The organism is Microbacterium sp. F2, from assembly GCF_052274505.1.
Taxonomy (GTDB): Bacteria; Actinomycetota; Actinomycetes; order Actinomycetales; family Microbacteriaceae; genus Microbacterium.
In genome coordinates this window covers 377,655-395,514 of the sequence record NZ_JBNVBV010000002.1, presented here as the reverse complement: position 1 = coordinate 395,514, position 17,860 = coordinate 377,655, and the positions used below count along the sequence as shown (strand labels likewise).

The window sequence follows — 17,860 nt, the reverse complement described above, 5'->3', positions numbered from 1 at the left end:
CCGTCCTCACGTTCTGAAGCGGCTGGGGGCACCCACTGGATCGCCGGGATGTCGTTCGTTGACACCACGGCGGGGCCGTGACCGCTGTGATGGTTCGAATGTGACCGACGCGGGAGCCCGCGTCCAATGCCGGGTACGCACGTGCTCATGCGCGCCGTGCATCGCTCCCGGTCTCAGGCGGCGGGGGGACGCTCCGCCTCGGGCACCAGGTGGAGGCGGCGCCCCGCGACATCGACGGCGATCTCGGCCAGGGCGGCCGCGGCGGGGGAGAACCCCGTGGCGGGGTAGGCGACGGCGACATGCGACAGCGGTGCCTTCCGTGCGCGCACGGCCGAGACGCCCGCTTGGCCGCGCAGCCGATGCACGGACGCGGGCAGCACCCCGCTCATCCGTCGGTACGCCACCGCCGCGTCGAACTCGCCCTCGGTCCGGGCGAAGGCGCCGATGTTGGGCGCGAGGCCCCCGCGCTGTTCGGCGAACAGCCAGCTGGCGCTCCATGGTGCCGGGATGCTCGGGGGGAGCGTCACCCACGCATCGTCGAAGATGTCGCGGATGTCCGCGATCTCCTCGCGCGCGAGCCGATGGCCCTCCCAGACGTGCAGGTCCATGGGTTCCGAGAAGAGGCGGATCGTGCGCAGGACCGGTAGATCCACCGGAGCGCGCAGGAAGGCGATGTCGTATTCGCCCGAGATCAGGGGTTCGATTCCGCGGGCGAAGTCGGCGTCGCGGACCTGGATCTCGGCGCTCGGGTAGCGCTCGCAGAATGCCTCGAGCACGGGGTGAGTCAGTTCGGCCAGGCCGTTGCCGTAGACGCCGACGTGCACCTGGCGGGGGGATGCCGCGCGCAGGGCGTGTGCGGCATAGGTGAACTCGTCGGCACCGGTGAGCACTCCCCGGGCCCGTTGCAGCAGCTGCGCGCCGTGCGTGGTGAGCGCGACGCCGCGGGTGTCGCGGTGGAAGAGCGTGACCCCGAGCTCCTGCTCGAGCGCGGCTATCGACCGCGTAAGGGCCGGCTGCGTCAGGTGCAGGCGCTCCCCGGCGACGCGGAAGTTGAGCGTGTCGGCCACGGCGACGAAGTGGCGCAGATTGCGGATCTCCATGGCGTGCCTCCTTGCACCGTGACCTGGAGTACTTCACCGTACCCCAGCGCGTGGCGCGGAGTCCGGGAGATGCTCATGAGTCGTGCGCATGAGGCGCTACCCGATGCGCATTGGACCTGTGCGCGGCGCTGATGCACGGTGGGATGACCGCCTCGAACGGCGGGAGTTCGCCAGCGACGTCGATCCGAGTTCCACCCCGGGTATCCCGGTCCGCTCATCGGCCGCGCCGGCACGAGTGTCGACAGGGATATCTATGACAAACCCGACCGTGATCGTCGTCGGAGGCGGACCCGTGGGTCTGGCCACCGCCTACGGCCTGGCAACCTCAGGCGTCGATGTCACCGTGCTCGAGAAGAGCGACACCGTCGTGACGGCCCCCCGCGCGATGGCGTACCTGTTCTTCGTGCACGACGGCTTCGAGAAGCTCGGCATCCTCGATGACCTCACGGCCGAGGCGTTGCTGGGCGACGGTATGAACCTGATCGACTACGCGTCCGGGGAGCAGTTCCACAGTTCGCTCGACGCGATCGCCGACGATGTCGCGCACCCGTACACGCTGCACCTGGGGCAGGACCAGATCAGCCGGATCCTGGTGCGTCGGCTCGAGCGGCTCGACAACGTCGACCTGCGATTCGGCGCCGAGGTCACCGAGATCGCCCAGGACGAGGACGGCGTGACGGTCGCGTTCACCGGCGCCGACGGCGACGAGCGGCTCCGGGCCGCCTGGCTGATCGGGACGGATGGCGCCAACAGCGTCGTCCGCAAGTCGGTCGGCCTCGGGTTCGAGGGGATGACCTGGCCCGACCGGTTCATCTCGACCAACATCCGGGCCGACCTCGGTGCCGAGGGGCTCAAGATCGCCAACTGGCGCATCGATCCCGTGTACGGCGCCATCATCGCCCAGATCACGGCCGACAACCTGTGGCGGTATACGTTCCGCGAGTCTGGTGACCTGCCGGACGAGGGGCTGGAGGAGCGCATCCACGAGCACTTCTCGGTGGGGATGCCCGGCGGCGCCGCGTACGAGCTGGTGCAGTTCCAGCCCTACCGCATGCACCAGCGCGCCGCCGAGACGTTCCGCGTGGGGCGGGTGCTGCTGGCCGGCGACGCCGCGCACATCACGAATCCGGTCGGCGGCCTCGGGCTCACAGGGGGGTTCCTCGACTCCTTCGTGCTGACGGAGGCGCTCGCCGCGGTCATCCGGGGTGCGGCGGACGACAGCGTGCTCGACGCCTACTCCACCCTGCGCCGTCGGGTCTACCTCGACGTGGCTTCCCCGGCGGCCAGCGCCAACAAGCGGATGCTGTTCGACCCGCACCCGCCGGAGGAGAAGGCGCAGCTGCTGGGCGGCTTGCGGCATCTGGTCGCGGACCGCGAATTCCGGCGCCAGGACCTGCTGGCGATGCGTGCTTTGATAACACCGTCCGTCGTGACGGGAACGGAGGTCGTGACATGACTCGGGGATCGTTCTGGATAACGGCGGACACCGCTCCGACCCCGGCCGGCACGGTGCTCCGCGCCCCGATGTATGTCGAATGGGAGCGCCCGGATGCCGCCGAGCGGCCGCCGGTCGTGCTCGTGCACGGCGGCGGCGGCCAGGGCACCGACTACCTCGTCACGCCCGACGGGCGGCCGGGCTGGGCGCCCCTCCTCGCCGCCGCGGGGCACCCCGTCTACGTCGTCGACCGTCCCGGACACGGGCGTTCGCCGTACGACCCGGCCGTGCTGGGCGACCCCGCCCCCACGTGGGGCAGCGAGGCGCTCCGGGCCATCTTCCTCGAGGATCCCGCGGGGCCGCCGCTCCCGCCCCACACCCAGTGGCCGGGCGCGCTGGATGCCTCGGACGCCGTGTTCGAGCAGTTCATCGCGTCGCAGGGGCCGATGATGGCGGACACCGCGGGGATGCACGAAGTCGAGCGGGACCGGCTCGTCGCGCTGCTCGAGAAGGTCGGGCCGGCGTTCGTTGTCGCCCACTCCGCGGGTGGGCCGGGTGCCTTCCTCGCGGCGGACACGCGTCCCGACCTCGTGCTCGGCCTCGCCGCCGTCGAGACCATCGGGCCCCCCTTCCTCGGTCAGCCGCAGGCCGGCATCCTGCTGCCGTGGGGTCTGGCCGCCGCGCCGCTCGCCTATGACCCGCCCGCCGAGAGCCCCGACGACCTGCGGATCGCCGTCGACACGAGCGGGCCCGTGCCGCTGGCGCTGCAGGAGGAGCCGGCGCGCCGACTGCCCAACCTGGCGCGCGTGCCGATCGCGATCGTGACCGCGCCGGCGTCGCCCTTCCGCTACTTCGACGGGCATCTGGGCGCGTTCCTGGACCAGACCGGCTGCTCGAGCACCTTCCTCCGTCTGGAGGACGCGGGGATCCTCGGCAACGGCCACGGCATGATGCTCGAGCTCAACAACGCCGAGGTGCTCGCCGTGATCACGGACTGGTTCGCCGGGGTCGGGGAGGGCGGCGCGTGAGCGGGCCCCCATCGTTCGACGGGCTGGTCGCCGTCGTTACCGGCGGCGCATCGGGGATCGGCCGCGGCATCGCCGAGGCCCTGATCGCCGCGGGTGCCGAGGTCGTCATCGCCGACATCGAGCAGGGCCCGTTGGATGCCACCGCGGCCGAGATCGGCGCCCTCCCGTTCCGCCTCGACGTCAGCCGCGCGGAGGAAGTCCAGGCGCTCGCCGATCTCGTCATCGAGCGGTGGGGTCGCGTCGACATCGTGTGCAACAACGCCGGTGTCGGATACCTCGCGCCCTTCGACACCCTCACCCGTTCGGACTTCGGCTGGGTGCTCGACGTCAACCTCGGGGGCGTCATCAACGGGATGACCGTCTTCCTGCCCCTGCTGCGCGAGACCTCCGCGTCGGGATGGATGGTGAACACGGCGTCCATGGCCGGGCTCTTCGACGCCCCCGGCATGGCCGCGTACGCCGCGTCGAAATTCGCGGTCGTCGCGCTGACCGAGACCGTCGCGCAGGAGCTCGCCGCGGCCGGAGCCGGGGTCGGCATCTCGGTGCTCGTGCCGGGGCTGGTCAACACGGCCATCGCCGACAGCGAGCGCAATCGCCAGGGCGGCGGACGCGGAGCACCGCCCCAGCTCGACCAGATCCCACCCGGCCGCGCGCTCGATCCCGGCGAGGTCGGAGCGCTCGTCGTCGAGGCGATCCGCGCCGGCGACCTGTACATCGTGACGCATCCCGAGATGCTGCCGATCGTGCGCGAGCGCCACGCCCGCATCGAGGCGGCATTCGAGGATGCCGCCGCCAGACATCCGCTGGCTGACTGACCACAACCCGATCCGACGACCACAACCCCTATCCGACAACCCCTATCCGACTGGCCACGCCCGTGGTCGATTCCGCCGAAGACGCCGGGAGGTAACCCCATGACCATCACCCATTCGACCGAGGACGCGCTCGCCGATTCCGCATTCCAGGCCGCGCTGGAGGAATTCCGCGCGGTGATCGGGGCGGAGAACGTCCACACCGACCCCGAGACGCGACGGGAGTACTCAGACACCTACTCGCCGAAGGAATGGACCGAGTACCTGCCGCCCGCGGTGCTGCAGCCCGCCACCGTCGAGGAGGTCCAGGCCGTCGTCCGCATCGCCAACCGTCTGGGCATCGAGCTCTGGGCCAACTCGCAGGGCCGCAACAACGGCTACGGCGGGTCCGCCCCGCGCCACGCGGGCACGGTCGTCGTGAACCTCCGCCGCATGAACCGGGTGCTCGAGGTCAACGAAGAGTTCAGCTACGTCGTCGTCGAACCCGGAGTGTCCTTCAACGACCTCTACGACTACACGCAGGCGAACGGCCACCGCATCTGGGTCGACTGCCCCGACATCGGGTGGGGGAGCGTCGTCGGCAACTCGCTCGAGCACGGCTTCGGCTACACGGTCAACGGCGATCGCGCCAACAGCGTCTGCGGCATCGAAGTCGTGCTGCCGAACGGCGAGCTGCTGCGCACCGGCATGGGGGCCATGACGGACAACCCCTCGTGGCACCTCTCCAAGCGAGGTTTCGGCCCCATGGTCGACAGCCTGTTCATGCAGTCCAACTTCGGCATCGTGACGAAGATGGGCCTGTGGTGCATGCCCGAGCCCGAGTTCTACCTCACGGGTTGGGTCACGATCGATGACGACGAGCAGCTGCCCGACCTTCTCGAGGCCGTGCGTCCGCTCATGATCGACCGCACCATCCCGAACTACCCGTCGGTGTTCACCGCCTCGGGCGCGCTCGCCGTGGTCGGCAAGCGGACCGACTTCTACGACGGCGAGGGCCCCATCCCGTTCGAGATCTCGAAGGCGATCGTGTCGAGCATCCCGAACCTCGGCATGTGGAACCTGCGCTTCGCGCTCTACGGCCGCGAGAACGTCGTCGACGCGCAGTTCGAGAACATCACGCGGGCGCTCGAGCACATCCCGGGGATCAACATCACCGGAACGAAGATGCGCGGCGACGAGATCGACCCGGAGTCGCTCGACCAGAGCGGCAAGGTGCAGGCGGGCATCCCGGACATGCAGCTGCTCAACACCAGCAGCTGGGCGGGCGGGGAGGGCGGCCACATCGGCTTCTCGACCGTGCTGCCGCTGACGGGCCGCGACGGCCGGACGATCACCGACCTCGTGCGGCCCGCGTCCGAGCAGGCTGGATTCGACTACATCGGCGGATTCCTGCTGCGCGAGCGGTCGATGATGCACGTGACGCTCATGGTCTACGACACCGCGGACGAACCGGCCGCGGCACGGGCCCGCGACCTCTGCGGCGAGCTCGTCGCGACGTCGGCGGCGATGGGCTACGGGGAGTATCGCGCGCACCTGTCGAACATGGACAATGTGCAGGACACCTTCGACTTCAACGACCACGCGATGCGCCGGTTCTACGAGACCCTGAAGGACGCGATCGACCCCGAGGGCATCCTCGCTCCGGGAAAGCAGGGCATCTGGCCGCGGCGTCTGCGCGAAGAGGCGCGGGAGCGGGCATGAACGGAGGCTGAGCATGCAGCACGGATACGACGCGCGGCGAGAGCACTTCTCGACCCGGGGTCTGTGTGAGGCGGAGCGCGTCGAGAAGTGGGAGGAGCACAACGCGCGGGCGCTCGTGGCTCTCGAGGCGCGCACGCTCAACGGTGCCGCCCTCGAGGCCACGGAGCGGAACCTGCGCCTGGGCGACCTGCAGTTCGCGCACGTGAGCGCGAACCCGCATGTCGTGCGGCGGGACGAACGCCAGATCTCGCGATCGACGCAGGAGAGCATCGCTTTCTACTTCACCGTTCGCGGAGAGTCGTTCTTCTACGACGAGGACGGCGTCCACGTGCAGCGACCCGGGGGTCTGCTGGTCTGCGACACGAGCCGTCCGTTCATGCGCGGATTCGCGGGCGGGTTGCGGGAGCTCGTGCTGACGGTTCCCAAGCCGCTGTTCGAGAAGCTGTCCGAGGGTGGCGCGCCGCGCAGGCCCGTGACGATGGACTTCGCGGGGCCCGCGGACGAGAACGAGCACGCATCCGAGCTCGCGCGGGTCGTCGCCGCGTCGCTGGAGCAGCCAGACGCGGGCCTGGACGGCGCGGCGGAACGGGTGCAGGAGCTCATCCGCACGCTGTTCTGCGGCGACGCGCGACGCAGCGCGCGGGGCTACCGCGCGAGCGCGCTGGCCTACATCGAGCGCCGCCTGCGCGACCCGCGCCTGTCGGTGAACGACGTGGCGGCACACGTTGGGGTCAGCGAGCGCCACCTCAGCCGCATCTTCGCCGAGACGGGTGCGGGCCCCGCCCGGGTGATCCTCGAGATGCGGCTCGAGCTGGCGCATCGCCTGCTCGGGTCCTCGGGTGCGCCCTCCGTCGGCGAGGTGGCGCAGAACAGCGGGTTCTCGTCGCACGCTCACTTCACGCGCGTCTTCCGCGAGCGGTTCGAGGAGACCCCGACGCAGGTGCGCGCGCGGGCGGGACGAGCCTGATCGGTTTGTCGCTGACGGACAGCGGATAGTCCATCCGGGACCTCTCCGGGTCGCGGGATCCCCGGCCGGGGCAGACTGGGCGGGTCCCGCGACGACGCGGGCGATGCGGAGGTTTCGATGTCGGAATTCCAGGATGGCCTCGCGGATACCGAGCTGCCGACACACGGGATCGTGGAGACGGATGTGCTCGTCGTCGGTTCGGGTCCGAGCGGCGGCGCCGCGGCGCTCGCGCTGTCGACCTACGGCATCCCGAACATCATGATCACCAAGTACCGGTGGACGGCGAACACCCCCCGCGCGCACATCACGAACCAGCGCGCGATGGAGTTCTTCCGCGATATGGGCATCGAGGCCGAAGTCAACGCGCTCGCGACGCCGCACGAGCTGATCGGCGACACGGTGTTCTGCTCGTCGATCGCGGGGGAGGAGTTCGGACGCATCCTCACCTGGGGCACGAGCCCCGAGCGGCACGCGGACTACGAGGCCGCCTCGCCGACACTCAACTGCGACATGCCGCAGCACCTGCTCGAGCCGATCCTGGTGCGCAACGCCACCCAGCGCGGAACCCAGACCCGATTCTCGAGCGAGTACGTCTCGCACGTGCAGGACGAGACGGGGGTCACCACGACGGTGCTCGACCGGGTGACGGGCGTACCGTATCGCGTCCGCTCGAAGTACCTGATCGGCGCGGATGGCGCCCGGTCGAAGGTCGCCGCGGACCTCGGGCTGCCCTACGAGGGGCAGATGGACATCGCGGGCTCGATGAACATCACCTTCCGGGCCGACCTGACGTCCCTCGTCGGGCACCGCCCGTCGGTGCTCTACTGGGTCGTCCAGCCCGGCGCGAACGTCGGCGGGATCGGCGCCGGCCTGGTGCGGATGGTGCGTCCCTGGAACGAGTGGCTCATCGTGTGGGGCTACGACATCTCGCAGTCGCCGCCCGTCCTCGACGACGACGCCGCGCGGGAGGTCGTGTACCAGCTGCTCGGCCGGCGGGACGTCGATGTCGAGATCACCGGCAGCTCGCTCTGGGGCAACAACGAGATGTACGCCACGCGGCTGCACGAGGGGCGCGTCTTCTGCGTCGGCGACGCCGTGCACCGGCACCCGCCGTCGAACGGGCTGGGCTCGAACACGTCGGTGCAGGACTCCTACAACCTGGCGTGGAAGCTCGCCGCGGTGCTGCGCGGTCAGGCAGGCAACGCCCTGCTGGACACCTACTCGGACGAGCGGGCGCCCGTCGCGCGGCAGATCGTCCTCCGCGCCAACAAGTCCTCGCGGGAGTTCGGCGGATTCTTCGAGGCCCTGGGTGTCACGACGGCCGAGAACGAGGCGGAGATGATCGCCGCGATCGAGGAGCGCAAACTCCCGACCGAGACCGGACGCATCCGTCGCGACGCCCTCCGCCAGGCGATGGAGCTGAAGAACTACGAGTTCAACGCCCACGGTGTCGAGCTCGGACAGTTCTACACCTCGAGCGCGGTCGTGCGCGGCGAGGGGGAGACGGCACCCGAGCCCACGCGCGATCCCGAACTGTACTTCCAGGCCTCGACCGTTCCCGGATCGCCGCTGCCGCACGTCTGGGTCGGCGACCACGCGCACAAGTGGTCGACCCTCGACCTCGCCCCCTCGACCCGGTTCACACTGTTCACCGGGATCGCGGGGCAGGCGTGGGCGGATGCCGCGGCCGCCGTATCGGACGAGCTCGGCATCGATGTGGCCGCGGTCGTGATCGGGCCGGGGCGTCCCGCGGAGGATCTGTACTTCGACTGGGCACGCATCCGCGGCGTCGACGAGGACGGGTCGATCCTGGTGCGACCCGACAAGATCATCGCGTGGCGCTCAACCGGTCTCGTCGAGGACCCCCGCGCGGCGCTCACCGCCGCCCTCGACGCCGTGCTGAGCCGGAGCTGACCGTGGGCCTCTCCTTCGACCACGCCACGCTCGGCCAGCGCGTGATCTTCGGCGCGGGCGCCGCGCCCGCCAACATCGCGAGCGCCCTCGAGAGCCTCGACGTTCGGCGCGTGCTGCTGATCGCCGACGGATTCGCGATACCCGTCGCGGATGCCGCGGTCGCGGCCCTCCCGGCGGGTGTCGACGTCGTCGACCGCATCCACGACGTCATCCAGCACGTACCCGTCGAGCGCGCCGAGGAGGCGACGGAACGAGCGCGCGCGTCGCACGCGGACGCAATCCTCTCGATCGGCGGCGGCTCCAGCACCGGGCTGGCGAAGGCTGTGGCCCTGCGCACGAGGCTACCGATCGTCGCCGTCCCGACGACGTTCGCCGGGTCCGAGGCGACGAACGTCTGGGGGCTCACCGAGGCGGCACGCAAGACGACCGGGGTCGACGATGTCGTCCTGCCGAGTGTCGTCGTCTACGACGCCGAACTCAGCCGGGGTCTGCCCGGGCGGCTGGCGGTGTCATCCGGGCTCAACGCGCTCGCGCACGCCGTCGACGGACTCTGGGCCCCGCGCGCCGACCCCATCAACCGCGCGATCGGGGCCGAGGGTCTCCGGGCGCTCGTGCCTGGTTTGCGGGCGCTGCACGCCGACCCGGACGACCTGGACGCGCGTGAGCAGACGCTCTACGGTGCCTATCTCGCCGCCGTGGCCTTCGCATCCGCCGGATCGGGCATGCACCACAAGATCTGTCACGCGCTCGGCGGCACCTACGGCCTGCCGCACGCCGAGACCCACGCCGTCGTCCTCCCGTACGTCGCGGCGTTCAACGTGCCGGCCGCGCCCGAGGCCGGACACCGCATCTCGGAGGCGCTCGGCGGCGAGCCCGCCGCGCCGGGGCTCTACGCGCTGCGTGCCGAGCTCGGGGCCCCCGCATCCCTCGGCGAACTCGGCCTGCCCGAGGACGCGATCCCCGAGGCTGCGACCCTGATCATCGGCGCCGTTCCGATGTCCAACCCGCGTCCCGTCGGAGTCGTCGACCTGGAGCGGCTGCTCGCGGCCGCCTGGGCCGGCGAACCGATCACCGCGAACGAGGAGGAGAAGTGACCGACACCCAGCCGATCTCGAGCGAGCAGGCCGCGCGCGAGCAGGAACTGATCGAGACCGTCGTCGCCTCGTTCGACGGCGCGCCCGACGAGCGGCTGAAGCAGGTCATGCGGTCCCTCGTGCGGCACCTGCACGCCTTCATCCGCGACGTGCGGCTGACCGAGGAAGAGTGGAACGCGGCGATCGCGTTCCTGACCGCGGCCGGGCACATCACGGACAATCGCCGGCAGGAGTTCATCCTGCTCTCGGACGTCCTGGGCGCCTCGATGCAGGTCGTCGCGGTGAACAACGAGGCATACGAGAACGCCACCGAGGCGACGGTCTTCGGCCCGTTCTTCGTCGGTGACGCACCCGTGATCGACCAGGGTGGCGACATGTCGTTCGGGGCAGTCGGCGAGCCCTGCTGGGTCGAGGGCAGCGTCCGCGACACCGCGGGGCGACCCATCGTGGGGGCTCGGATCGAGGTGTGGGAGGCCGACGAGGACGGCTTCTACGATGTGCAGTACAGCGATGGCCGTACGGCCGCGCGCGCACACATCTTCAGCGACGCCGACGGCGACTACCGCTTTTGGGGGCTCACCCCCACGCCATACCCGATCCCGCACGACGGTCCGGTCGGGCAGCTGCTCGAGCTCGTCGGCCGCTCGCCGATGCGCGCGTCGCACCTGCACTTCATGGTCAGCGCGCCGGGCTTCCGGACGCTCGTGACGCACATCTTCGTGCGCGGCGACGAGCTGCTCGCAAGCGACAGCGTGTTCGGGGTCAAGGAGTCGCTCGTGATGGACTTTCGCCCGCACGCGGGAACCGAGGCGACGCCGGACGGCCGCGACGTCGCGGGTTCGACGTGGAGCGACGTGCGGTTCGATATCGTGCTCGCGCCGGCGGGCTAGCGCCGCCGGCGTAAATTCCGAAGGAGATCTGGGGCCGGAAGGGCTTGTACGCCCTGTTGAGGGGCGGATCGGGCTCGGAATTCCTCCCCGATGTGCGCGAGACCCTGTCGAAGCGACCCGTCGCGCCGCGGACCCTGGGTCCGCCCCGCGGCGGTGTCGGCGCGCGCGCCTAGACTTGTGGGGATATGACCGAAGCCTCCTCGCCCCTCGCAATAGGGTCGCACGACCCCCTCCTGGGCGACCTGCTCGACGGTCTCAACCCGCCCCAGCTCGAGGCCGTGCTCTACCGCGGCCCCGCCCTGCTGATCGTCGCGGGCGCGGGCTCGGGCAAGACCCGTGTGCTCGCGCACCGGATCGCCGGGCTTCTGCGTGCCCGCGAAGCCTGGCCGAGCGAGATCCTCGCGATCACCTTCACGAACAAGGCAGCCGCCGAGATGCGCGAGCGCGTCCACGCCCTGGTCGGCGAGGCGACGCGCGGCATGTGGATCTCGACGTTCCACTCGGCCTGCGTGCGGATCCTGCGCCGCGAGGCCGAGGCGTTCGGGTTCAAGTCCTCGTTCACCATCTACGACTCCGGCGACTCGCGTGCCCTCGTCAAGCGGCTCATCAAGGAGCACGAGGGCGACAGCTACGGACTCACCCCCGCCGGCGTCAAGGGCCGCATCTCGAAGCTGAAGAACGAGCTCGCCGACGCCGAGTCCTACGCCCGAACGGCGAACATGAGCGACCCGGCCGAGCGCATCTTCGTCGAGATCTTCGCCGACTACCAGCGCTCCCTGCAGCGCTCGAACGCCTTCGACTTCGACGACCTCCTCGCGCAGACCGTCTACCTGTTCCGCGCGTTCCCGAAGATCGCCGACACCTACCGCCGTCGCTTCCGCCACATCCTGGTCGACGAGTATCAGGACACCAACCACCTCGAACCGACCATTTCCGGCGAGGGGATCGTGCTGCTGGACTTCTGGGCCGAGTGGTGCGGCCCCTGCCGCATGTTCGGCCCGGTCTTCGAGAACGCTTCCGAGCAGCACTCCGACATCGTCTTCGGCAAGATCGACACCGAGGCCGAGCGGCAGCTCGCGGCCGGATTCAACATCACCTCGATTCCGACCCTGATGGCCTTCCGCGACGGCATCATCGTGTTCGCGCAGCCCGGGGCGCTCGCTGCCCCTCAGCTGCAGCAGCTGATCGACGGAGTTCGCTCGCTCGACATGGATGACGTGCGCGCGCAGGTCGCCGCACAGCAGTCGGCGGCACCGCAGGACGCTGAATAACGACGGACGGCGATCTCGGGCGGGTGCCCGAGTCCGAACGGGTCAGACGAAGGCGCTCATGCCCGTGATGTCGCGACCGATCAGCAGGGCCTGGATCGACTCCGTGCCCTCGTAAGTGTCGCGCGGTCGGTGCGCCAGTGGCTGCCCGCCTGGGGGTAGTGCACGGCGCCGGTGAAGGGGGACTGGATGCCGAAAACCATGCCCTGGTGCGATGCTGCGCCTCTGGCGCTGAGATCGCCGGCCTTCCAGACGCGCGGATCACCGTCAGGGTTCCGGTACCGCGCGTCCATGGCGGCGCATCCATCGCCGTGCCCGTGTTCCAGCGGGAGGGCGGCATCGGAGCCGCCCTCGGCCTCGTCGCCGCCGCGGAGGATGCGGGCATGCTCGAACGTCACCTTCCGGCGTTGCGCGGCATTGCGCGACGGATCGAGGCGAGCGTGGGTGCGTTCCCCCTCGCGACGATGCGACCGGCAAGAGCCTCCGCCCAGGTCACTTCTGCTCAGCGGAATGGCGGTTCGAATCAGCGCGGCCTCGGTCATTAGATGTGAGCAGCCGCACCGGCTGCGACGAAGGAGTTGGCGACATGTCGGGACACCGTTCGCACACCACGACGGATGCCGCGCCCACGAAGGGTGGTGGCTGCCCCGTCGACCACTCCGCTCTCGGAGCCGCCTCCGACGGGCACCACGGCTATCAGCCGTTCGAGATGGCCGACCCGTTCCCCGCATACGCGCAGATGCGCGCGGAGGAGCCCGTCATGTACGACGAGCGGATCGGCTACTGGGTCGTGACCCGCTGGGCGGACGTGCGCGCCGTGTTCGAGGACTGGGAGACCTTCTCGAGCGAGAACGCGCAGGCCCCCGTGCGGGAACGCGGCCCCGAGGCCACTCAGATCATGAAGGAGGGTGGCTTCACCGCCTACTCGGGGCTGTCGGCGCGCGTACCGCCCGACCACACGCGCATCCGGGCGATCGCGCAGCGCGCCTTCACGCCCCGGCGCTACAAGGCACTCGAGCCCGCGATCCGCGAGAACACCCGTCGGGCGCTTCAGCGCATGCTCGACTCGCCCGACCGCACGGGGGACTTCCTCGCCGACATCGCGTTCGACATCCCGACCATCACGATCCTCACCCTGCTCGGGGTGGACCCCGCGATGGTGCCGACCTACAAGCGGTGGTCGGACTCGCGCGCCGCCATGACGTGGGGTGATCTGAGCGATCAGGAGCAGATCCCGCACGCCCACAACCTCGTCGAGTACTGGCAGGAGTGCCAGCGCCTCGTCGTCGAGGCCCATCGCGCCGGCGGAGACGACCTCATCGCCGATCTCGTCTCCGCGCAGGACGGCGGTGCCGAGATCACCGATCACGAGATCGCGTCGTTGTGCTACAGCTTGCTGTTCGCCGGACACGAGACCACCACGACACTGATCGCCAACAGCGTCCGTGTCCTGCTCTCGCATCGGGAGACCTGGGGGGAGCTCGTGGCCGACACGTCGCGCATCCCCGCCGCGATCGACGAGGTGCTCCGCTACAGCGGATCCATCGTCGCGTGGCGTCGGAAGGCGCTGAAGGACGCCGAGATCGGTGGAGTCGCGGTCCCCGCTGGTGCGAACGTCCTGCTGGTGATGGGGTCCGCCAACCGGGACGAGTCCGTCTTCGCCGATCCCGAGGTCTTCGACATCGACCGCAGCGACGCTCGCAACCACATGTCGTTCGGCTATGGCATCCACTACTGCCTGGGTAACATGCTCGCCAAGCTCCAGGACCGCATCGTGCTCGAGGAGACGATCGCCGCCGTGCCGAGCCTGCGCCTGCGCGAGGACGCCGAGATCGGCTTCCGTGAGAACCTCTCCTTCCGCGTCCCCACGTCCGTCCCCGTCACCTGGGAGGCCTGAGATGACCGCTCGCCTGTTCATCCGTTTCTTCGACGAGACCGGACCCGCGCCGCTGGAGCTTCTGGGCGGCAAGTGCGCGTCGCTGGTCGCGCTCACCAACGCCGGGATGCCGGTGCCGCCCGGCTTCGCGGTCACGACCGACGCCTACACCGCCTTCGTCGAGGCCGCCGGGATCGCCGAGGACATCCATGCGCTCCTGGCGGGTATCGACCCCGACGACATCGCGGGCGTCGATCGGATCTCAGCGCAGATCCGCGACGAGATCCTCCGCCGTCCGGTGCCCGAAGCGATCCACGACGAGTTCGGCGACGCGTACGCGCAACTCCAGGCGAGGTTCGACGACGAGGTGCCCGTAGCGGTGCGGTCGTCGGCCACAGCGGAGGACCTGCCCGACGCGAGCTTCGCCGGTCAGCAGGACACCTACCTGTGGCTGATCGGCCGCGATGAGGTCGCGGCGCACGTGCGGCGCTGCTGGGCTTCTCTGTACACGTCGCGGGCGATCATCTACCGTCTCAAGAACGGCATCCCGAACGAGGGGCTGTCGATGGCGGTCGCGGTGCAGAAGATGGTCGACGCCAAGGTCGCCGGCGTGGCGATGACTGTCGACCCCTCCAACGGCGACCGGTCGACGATCGTCATCGATGCGGCGTGGGGCCTCGGCGAGACCGTCGTCTCCGGCCACGTGACCCCCGACAACCTGCACGTCGACAAGGTCATGCTGACGATCTCCGAGGAGCACATCGGCGACAAGCACGTCGAGCTCGTCCCCGACGCCGATGCCCGCAGCGTCGCCGAGCGCGAGGTCGAGCCGGAGCGCCGTGCCGTTAGGTGCCTCAGCGATGTCGAGGTTGCGGCGGTCGCGACAATGGCCAAGCGCGCCGAACGCCACTTCGGCGGCCCGCAGGACATCGAGTGGGCCATCGACCGTACTCTCCCCGAGGGCGAAGGGCTCCTGCTGCTGCAGTCCCGTCCCGAGACGGTGTGGTCGGCCAAGGCCCCCGACGCCAAGGCTCCCGCCAGCACCGGATTCGGGATCGCGAGCATCACCCAGTCCCTCATGGCCCAGATCGGCCGCTAGTCCACCCTTCCTCGACGAATCACCCGAGATCGCCAGGCGATCGCCCGACAAGAAAGGACCGACATGTCAGAGACGACAGATGTCGCCGCCCCTGTACGCAACGCCTTCCCGAGCCCCTACGACCTGGCCGCCCCGGCCGGTGCCGAGGGATGGCAGGACCTGTATGCGTACAACCTCGTGTTCCAGGAGAACCGCCGTGCCGTCGAGGAGGCGAAGTTCTGGTTCTGCGACAGCCAGCACTGGCCGACTGTCACCAAGCCGTTCGAGACGATCGGGTTCGAGTTCGCGGTCGGATGCCTGGGGCAGTACAACTCGCGGCAGCTGCTGATCCCCACGGCGAACGGTATCGAGTACCGCATCCACAACGGGTACGTGTTCATGTCGCCTGTCGCGGTCGACCCGCAGCACATCGAGGCCCGCGTGCCGCAGTTCATGGAGCGTGCGGGGCACTACTTCCAGAACTGGGGTTCGCTGCTGGAGAACTGGCATCGCAAGCTGAAGGACACGATCGCCGAGCTCGAGTCGATCGAGTTCGAGGCGCTGCCTGACGCGATTGCCCTCGACGACGTGATCGCCGGCAAGGGGCTGGGTCCGGCGACCGGGCTCATGGAGGACTACGACCGGCTCATCTCGCTCGCGTACCGCGCATGGCAGTATCACTTCGAGTTCCTCAACCTCGGCTACGTGGCCTATCTCGACCTGTTCATGTTCTGCAAGGAGGTGTTCCCGCGCATCCCTGATCAGGCGATCGCGACGATGGTGCAGGGCGTCGACATGGAGCTGTTCCGTCCGGACGACGAGCTCAAGAACCTCGCGAAGATCGCGGTGCGCGACGGGCTGGCGGACGTGTTCGGCGACACCTCCGATGCTGCCGGCACGCTGGCCGCGATCGCCGCCCACCCGGCGGGAGCCGCGTGGACTCGGGCGTGGGACGACGCGCAGGACCCGTGGTTCAACTTCACGACCGGCAACGGCTTCTACGCTCACGACGAGTACTGGCGCGACGTGCCCGCGATCCCGCTCGGATTCGTGAAGGGCTACATCGAGCGGCTGCGGGCCGGCGCCGACATCGACCGGCACGTCGACGAGCTCGTCGCCGAGCGCGACCGCATCACCGAGGAGTACGCGGAGCTGCTCGACGGTGAGGCGCTGGAGACGTTCCGCGGCAAGCTCGGGCTCGCCCGCACGGTGTACCCGTACGTCGAGAACCACAACTTCTATATCGAGCACTGGACGATGGGCGTGTTCTGGCGCAAGGCCCGGCAGCTGTCGGCCGTGCTGCACGGCGCCGGGTTCTGGCCGGGCGAGAGCGACATGTTCTACCTGCGCCGCGACGAGGTGCGCGAGGCACTGTTCGACTACGTCAACGGCTGGATGGTCGGCGCCGCTCCGATCGGCCCCGACTACTGGCCCGCCGAGGTCGAGCGTCGCCGCGCGATCGTCGACGCGCTGTCGACGGCGCGGCCGCAGCCCGCGCTGAACACGCCGCCCGAGGTCATCACGGAGCCCTTCACTCTGATGCTGTGGGGGATCACCGACGACCAGATCCAGAACTGGCTCGGCAAAGGCGACGTGCCGGAGGGCACGCTGAAGGGCATGGCCGCCTCACCCGGTATCGCCGAGGGACCCGCGCGCGTGATCGCGACCGCAGACCAGCTCTCCGAGGTGCAGGACGGCGAGATCCTCGTCGCGCCGGTCACGGCACCCAGCTGGGGTCCGATCTTCGGCAAGATCCGCGCGACCGTGACCGACATCGGCGGGATGATGAGCCACGCCGCGATCGTCTGCCGCGAGTACGGGATGCCGGCGGTGACCGGCACCGGAACGGCCTCCGTCGAGATCCGCACCGGCCAGCGCATCCGCGTCGACGGCAACTCCGGCACCGTCACGGTGCTCGAGGACTGAGGGCCCGCGGATGTCCGACACCACGAGGTCGTCTCGCACCGTCATCGTGACGGGAGCCGCGGGAGGACTCGGCCGCGCCTTCGCGGAGGCGTTCGCCCGCCTCGGCGACCTCGTGGTGATCGCCGACATCGACGAAGCCGGCGCCCTCCGTGCCGCCGGAGAGCTGACGGCTGCCGGACTCCGCGTCGTCGGCACCGGCGTCGACGTCACCCGTTTCGACTCGGCGCGGGCGCTCGCCTCGTTCGCAGGGGATGCCGGGGGAGGCACGATCGACGTCGTTGTGAACAACGCGGCGATCTATGCGACCCTCACCCGGTCTCCGTTCGCCGAGATCGACGAGGCGGAGTGGGACCGGGTGATGGCGGTGAACCTGAAGGGTCCGTGGCAGGTGACACGCGCGTGCGCGGAACTGCTGGCCGATGGGGCCCGGATCGTGAACATCTCGTCGGCGACGGTGATGAGCGGGTCGGCGCAGTGGGCGCATTACGTCGCGAGCAAGGCGGGAGTGATCGGGCTCACGCGGGTGCTCGCGACTGAGCTCGGGCCTCGCGGCATCACCGTGAATGCGGTGGCGCCCGGGTTCACGCTCACCGAGGCAAGCCACGGCCTCATCGCGGACGCGGGATCGTACGGCGTGGACCGCGGCGCGATCAAACGCGCCATCCAGCCCGACGACATCGTCGGCACGGTGCTGTTCCTCGCCTCACCCGAGGCAGCGTTCCTCACCGGGCAGACCCTCGTCGTCGACGGCGGTCGCCAATTCCTCTGACA

General features: G+C 69.7%; 15 protein-coding genes. 14 read left to right on the top strand and 1 reads right to left on the bottom strand.

Annotated features, from left to right (window positions below; translation table 11 throughout):
• Positions 1-173: 173 nt before the first annotated feature.
• Positions 174-1,100 (bottom strand): LysR family transcriptional regulator, encoded by a 927-nt coding sequence (locus tag ACQVDU_RS06985; protein WP_443476656.1) that lies wholly within the window; start codon positions 1,098-1,100, stop codon positions 174-176.
• Positions 1,101-1,353: 253 nt separating this feature from the next.
• Here ACQVDU_RS06985 and ACQVDU_RS06980 point away from each other — a divergent pair, with 253 nt between their 5' ends.
• The 14 genes from ACQVDU_RS06980 (at position 1,354) to ACQVDU_RS06915 (ending at position 17,858) form a co-directional block, all read left to right on the top strand.
• On the top strand, positions 1,354-2,556 hold the full coding sequence (locus ACQVDU_RS06980) for an FAD-dependent oxidoreductase (RefSeq protein WP_443476655.1): 1,203 nt from the start codon (positions 1,354-1,356) through the stop codon (positions 2,554-2,556).
• Positions 2,553-3,563: an alpha/beta fold hydrolase gene (locus tag ACQVDU_RS06975; RefSeq protein WP_443476654.1), complete on the top strand. Its 1,011-nt coding sequence runs from the start codon at positions 2,553-2,555 to the stop codon at positions 3,561-3,563. The genes ACQVDU_RS06980 and ACQVDU_RS06975 overlap by 4 nt, the downstream gene beginning before the upstream one ends.
• Entirely contained in the window at positions 3,560-4,378 is an 819-nt protein-coding gene (locus tag ACQVDU_RS06970; RefSeq protein WP_443476653.1) for an SDR family NAD(P)-dependent oxidoreductase, read from the top strand. The genes ACQVDU_RS06975 and ACQVDU_RS06970 overlap by 4 nt, the downstream gene beginning before the upstream one ends.
• A 99-nt stretch (positions 4,379-4,477) precedes the next feature.
• On the top strand, positions 4,478-6,076 hold the full coding sequence (locus ACQVDU_RS06965) for an FAD-binding oxidoreductase (RefSeq protein ID WP_443476652.1): 1,599 nt from the start codon (positions 4,478-4,480) through the stop codon (positions 6,074-6,076).
• A 13-nt stretch (positions 6,077-6,089) separates the two neighbouring features.
• Positions 6,090-7,043, top strand: a complete 954-nt coding sequence (locus ACQVDU_RS06960; protein ID WP_443476651.1) for an AraC family transcriptional regulator — start codon at positions 6,090-6,092, stop codon at positions 7,041-7,043.
• A gap of 117 nt (positions 7,044-7,160) precedes the next feature.
• The gene (locus tag ACQVDU_RS06955; protein ID WP_443476650.1) at positions 7,161-8,957 is read left to right on the top strand and encodes an FAD-dependent oxidoreductase; all 1,797 of its coding nucleotides are present in this window, start codon (positions 7,161-7,163) and stop codon (positions 8,955-8,957) included.
• A gap of 2 nt (positions 8,958-8,959) precedes the next feature.
• Positions 8,960-10,051, top strand: a complete 1,092-nt coding sequence (locus ACQVDU_RS06950) for a maleylacetate reductase (protein ID WP_443476649.1) — start codon at positions 8,960-8,962, stop codon at positions 10,049-10,051.
• Positions 10,048-10,941 (top strand): intradiol ring-cleavage dioxygenase, encoded by an 894-nt coding sequence (locus tag ACQVDU_RS06945; RefSeq protein WP_443476648.1) that lies wholly within the window; start codon positions 10,048-10,050, stop codon positions 10,939-10,941. Before ACQVDU_RS06950 ends, ACQVDU_RS06945 begins: the two co-directional genes overlap by 4 nt.
• A gap of 185 nt (positions 10,942-11,126) precedes the next feature.
• Positions 11,127-12,212 (top strand): UvrD-helicase domain-containing protein, encoded by a 1,086-nt coding sequence (locus tag ACQVDU_RS06940; RefSeq protein ID WP_443476647.1) that lies wholly within the window; start codon positions 11,127-11,129, stop codon positions 12,210-12,212.
• 137 nt (positions 12,213-12,349) lie between these two features.
• Complete coding sequence (locus ACQVDU_RS06935) at positions 12,350-12,754, top strand: hypothetical protein (RefSeq protein WP_443476646.1); 405 nt, start codon at positions 12,350-12,352, stop codon at positions 12,752-12,754.
• A gap of 41 nt (positions 12,755-12,795) precedes the next feature.
• Positions 12,796-14,106, top strand: coding sequence for a cytochrome P450 (locus tag ACQVDU_RS06930; RefSeq protein ID WP_443476645.1), 1,311 nt, complete (start codon positions 12,796-12,798; stop codon positions 14,104-14,106).
• 1 nt (position 14,107) lies between these two features.
• On the top strand, positions 14,108-15,184 hold the full coding sequence (locus ACQVDU_RS06925) for a PEP/pyruvate-binding domain-containing protein (protein WP_443476644.1): 1,077 nt from the start codon (positions 14,108-14,110) through the stop codon (positions 15,182-15,184).
• 63 nt (positions 15,185-15,247) lie between these two features.
• Positions 15,248-17,089 carry a PEP-utilizing enzyme gene (locus ACQVDU_RS06920; protein WP_443476643.1) on the top strand — a complete coding sequence of 614 codons (1,842 nt, stop codon included), beginning with the start codon at positions 15,248-15,250 and terminating at the stop codon, positions 17,087-17,089.
• Between the two features lie 10 nt (positions 17,090-17,099).
• A complete protein-coding gene (locus ACQVDU_RS06915) occupies positions 17,100-17,858 on the top strand; it encodes an SDR family NAD(P)-dependent oxidoreductase (RefSeq protein WP_443476642.1) in 759 nt (252 codons plus the stop codon).
• The last annotated feature ends 2 nt before the right edge of the window (positions 17,859-17,860 follow it).

Excerpts from the sequence above, each read along its gene's own strand:
- ACQVDU_RS06980 (WP_443476655.1), top strand. The coding sequence starts at position 1,354 with ATGACAAACCCGACCGTGATCGTCGTCGGAGGCGGACCCGTGGGTCTG.
- ACQVDU_RS06915 (WP_443476642.1), top strand. The coding sequence starts at position 17,100 with ATGTCCGACACCACGAGGTCGTCTCGCACCGTCATCGTGACGGGAGCC.
- ACQVDU_RS06925 (WP_443476644.1), top strand. The coding sequence starts at position 14,108 with ATGACCGCTCGCCTGTTCATCCGTTTCTTCGACGAGACCGGACCCGCG.
- ACQVDU_RS06985 (WP_443476656.1), bottom strand. The coding sequence starts at position 1,100 with ATGGAGATCCGCAATCTGCGCCACTTCGTCGCCGTGGCCGACACGCTC.
- ACQVDU_RS06940 (WP_443476647.1), top strand. The coding sequence starts at position 11,127 with ATGACCGAAGCCTCCTCGCCCCTCGCAATAGGGTCGCACGACCCCCTC.
- ACQVDU_RS06955 (WP_443476650.1), top strand. The coding sequence starts at position 7,161 with ATGTCGGAATTCCAGGATGGCCTCGCGGATACCGAGCTGCCGACACAC.
- ACQVDU_RS06965 (WP_443476652.1), top strand. The coding sequence starts at position 4,478 with ATGACCATCACCCATTCGACCGAGGACGCGCTCGCCGATTCCGCATTC.
- ACQVDU_RS06930 (WP_443476645.1), top strand. The coding sequence starts at position 12,796 with ATGTCGGGACACCGTTCGCACACCACGACGGATGCCGCGCCCACGAAG.
- ACQVDU_RS06960 (WP_443476651.1), top strand. The coding sequence starts at position 6,090 with ATGCAGCACGGATACGACGCGCGGCGAGAGCACTTCTCGACCCGGGGT.
- ACQVDU_RS06920 (WP_443476643.1), top strand. The coding sequence starts at position 15,248 with ATGTCAGAGACGACAGATGTCGCCGCCCCTGTACGCAACGCCTTCCCG.
- ACQVDU_RS06975 (WP_443476654.1), top strand. The coding sequence starts at position 2,553 with ATGACTCGGGGATCGTTCTGGATAACGGCGGACACCGCTCCGACCCCG.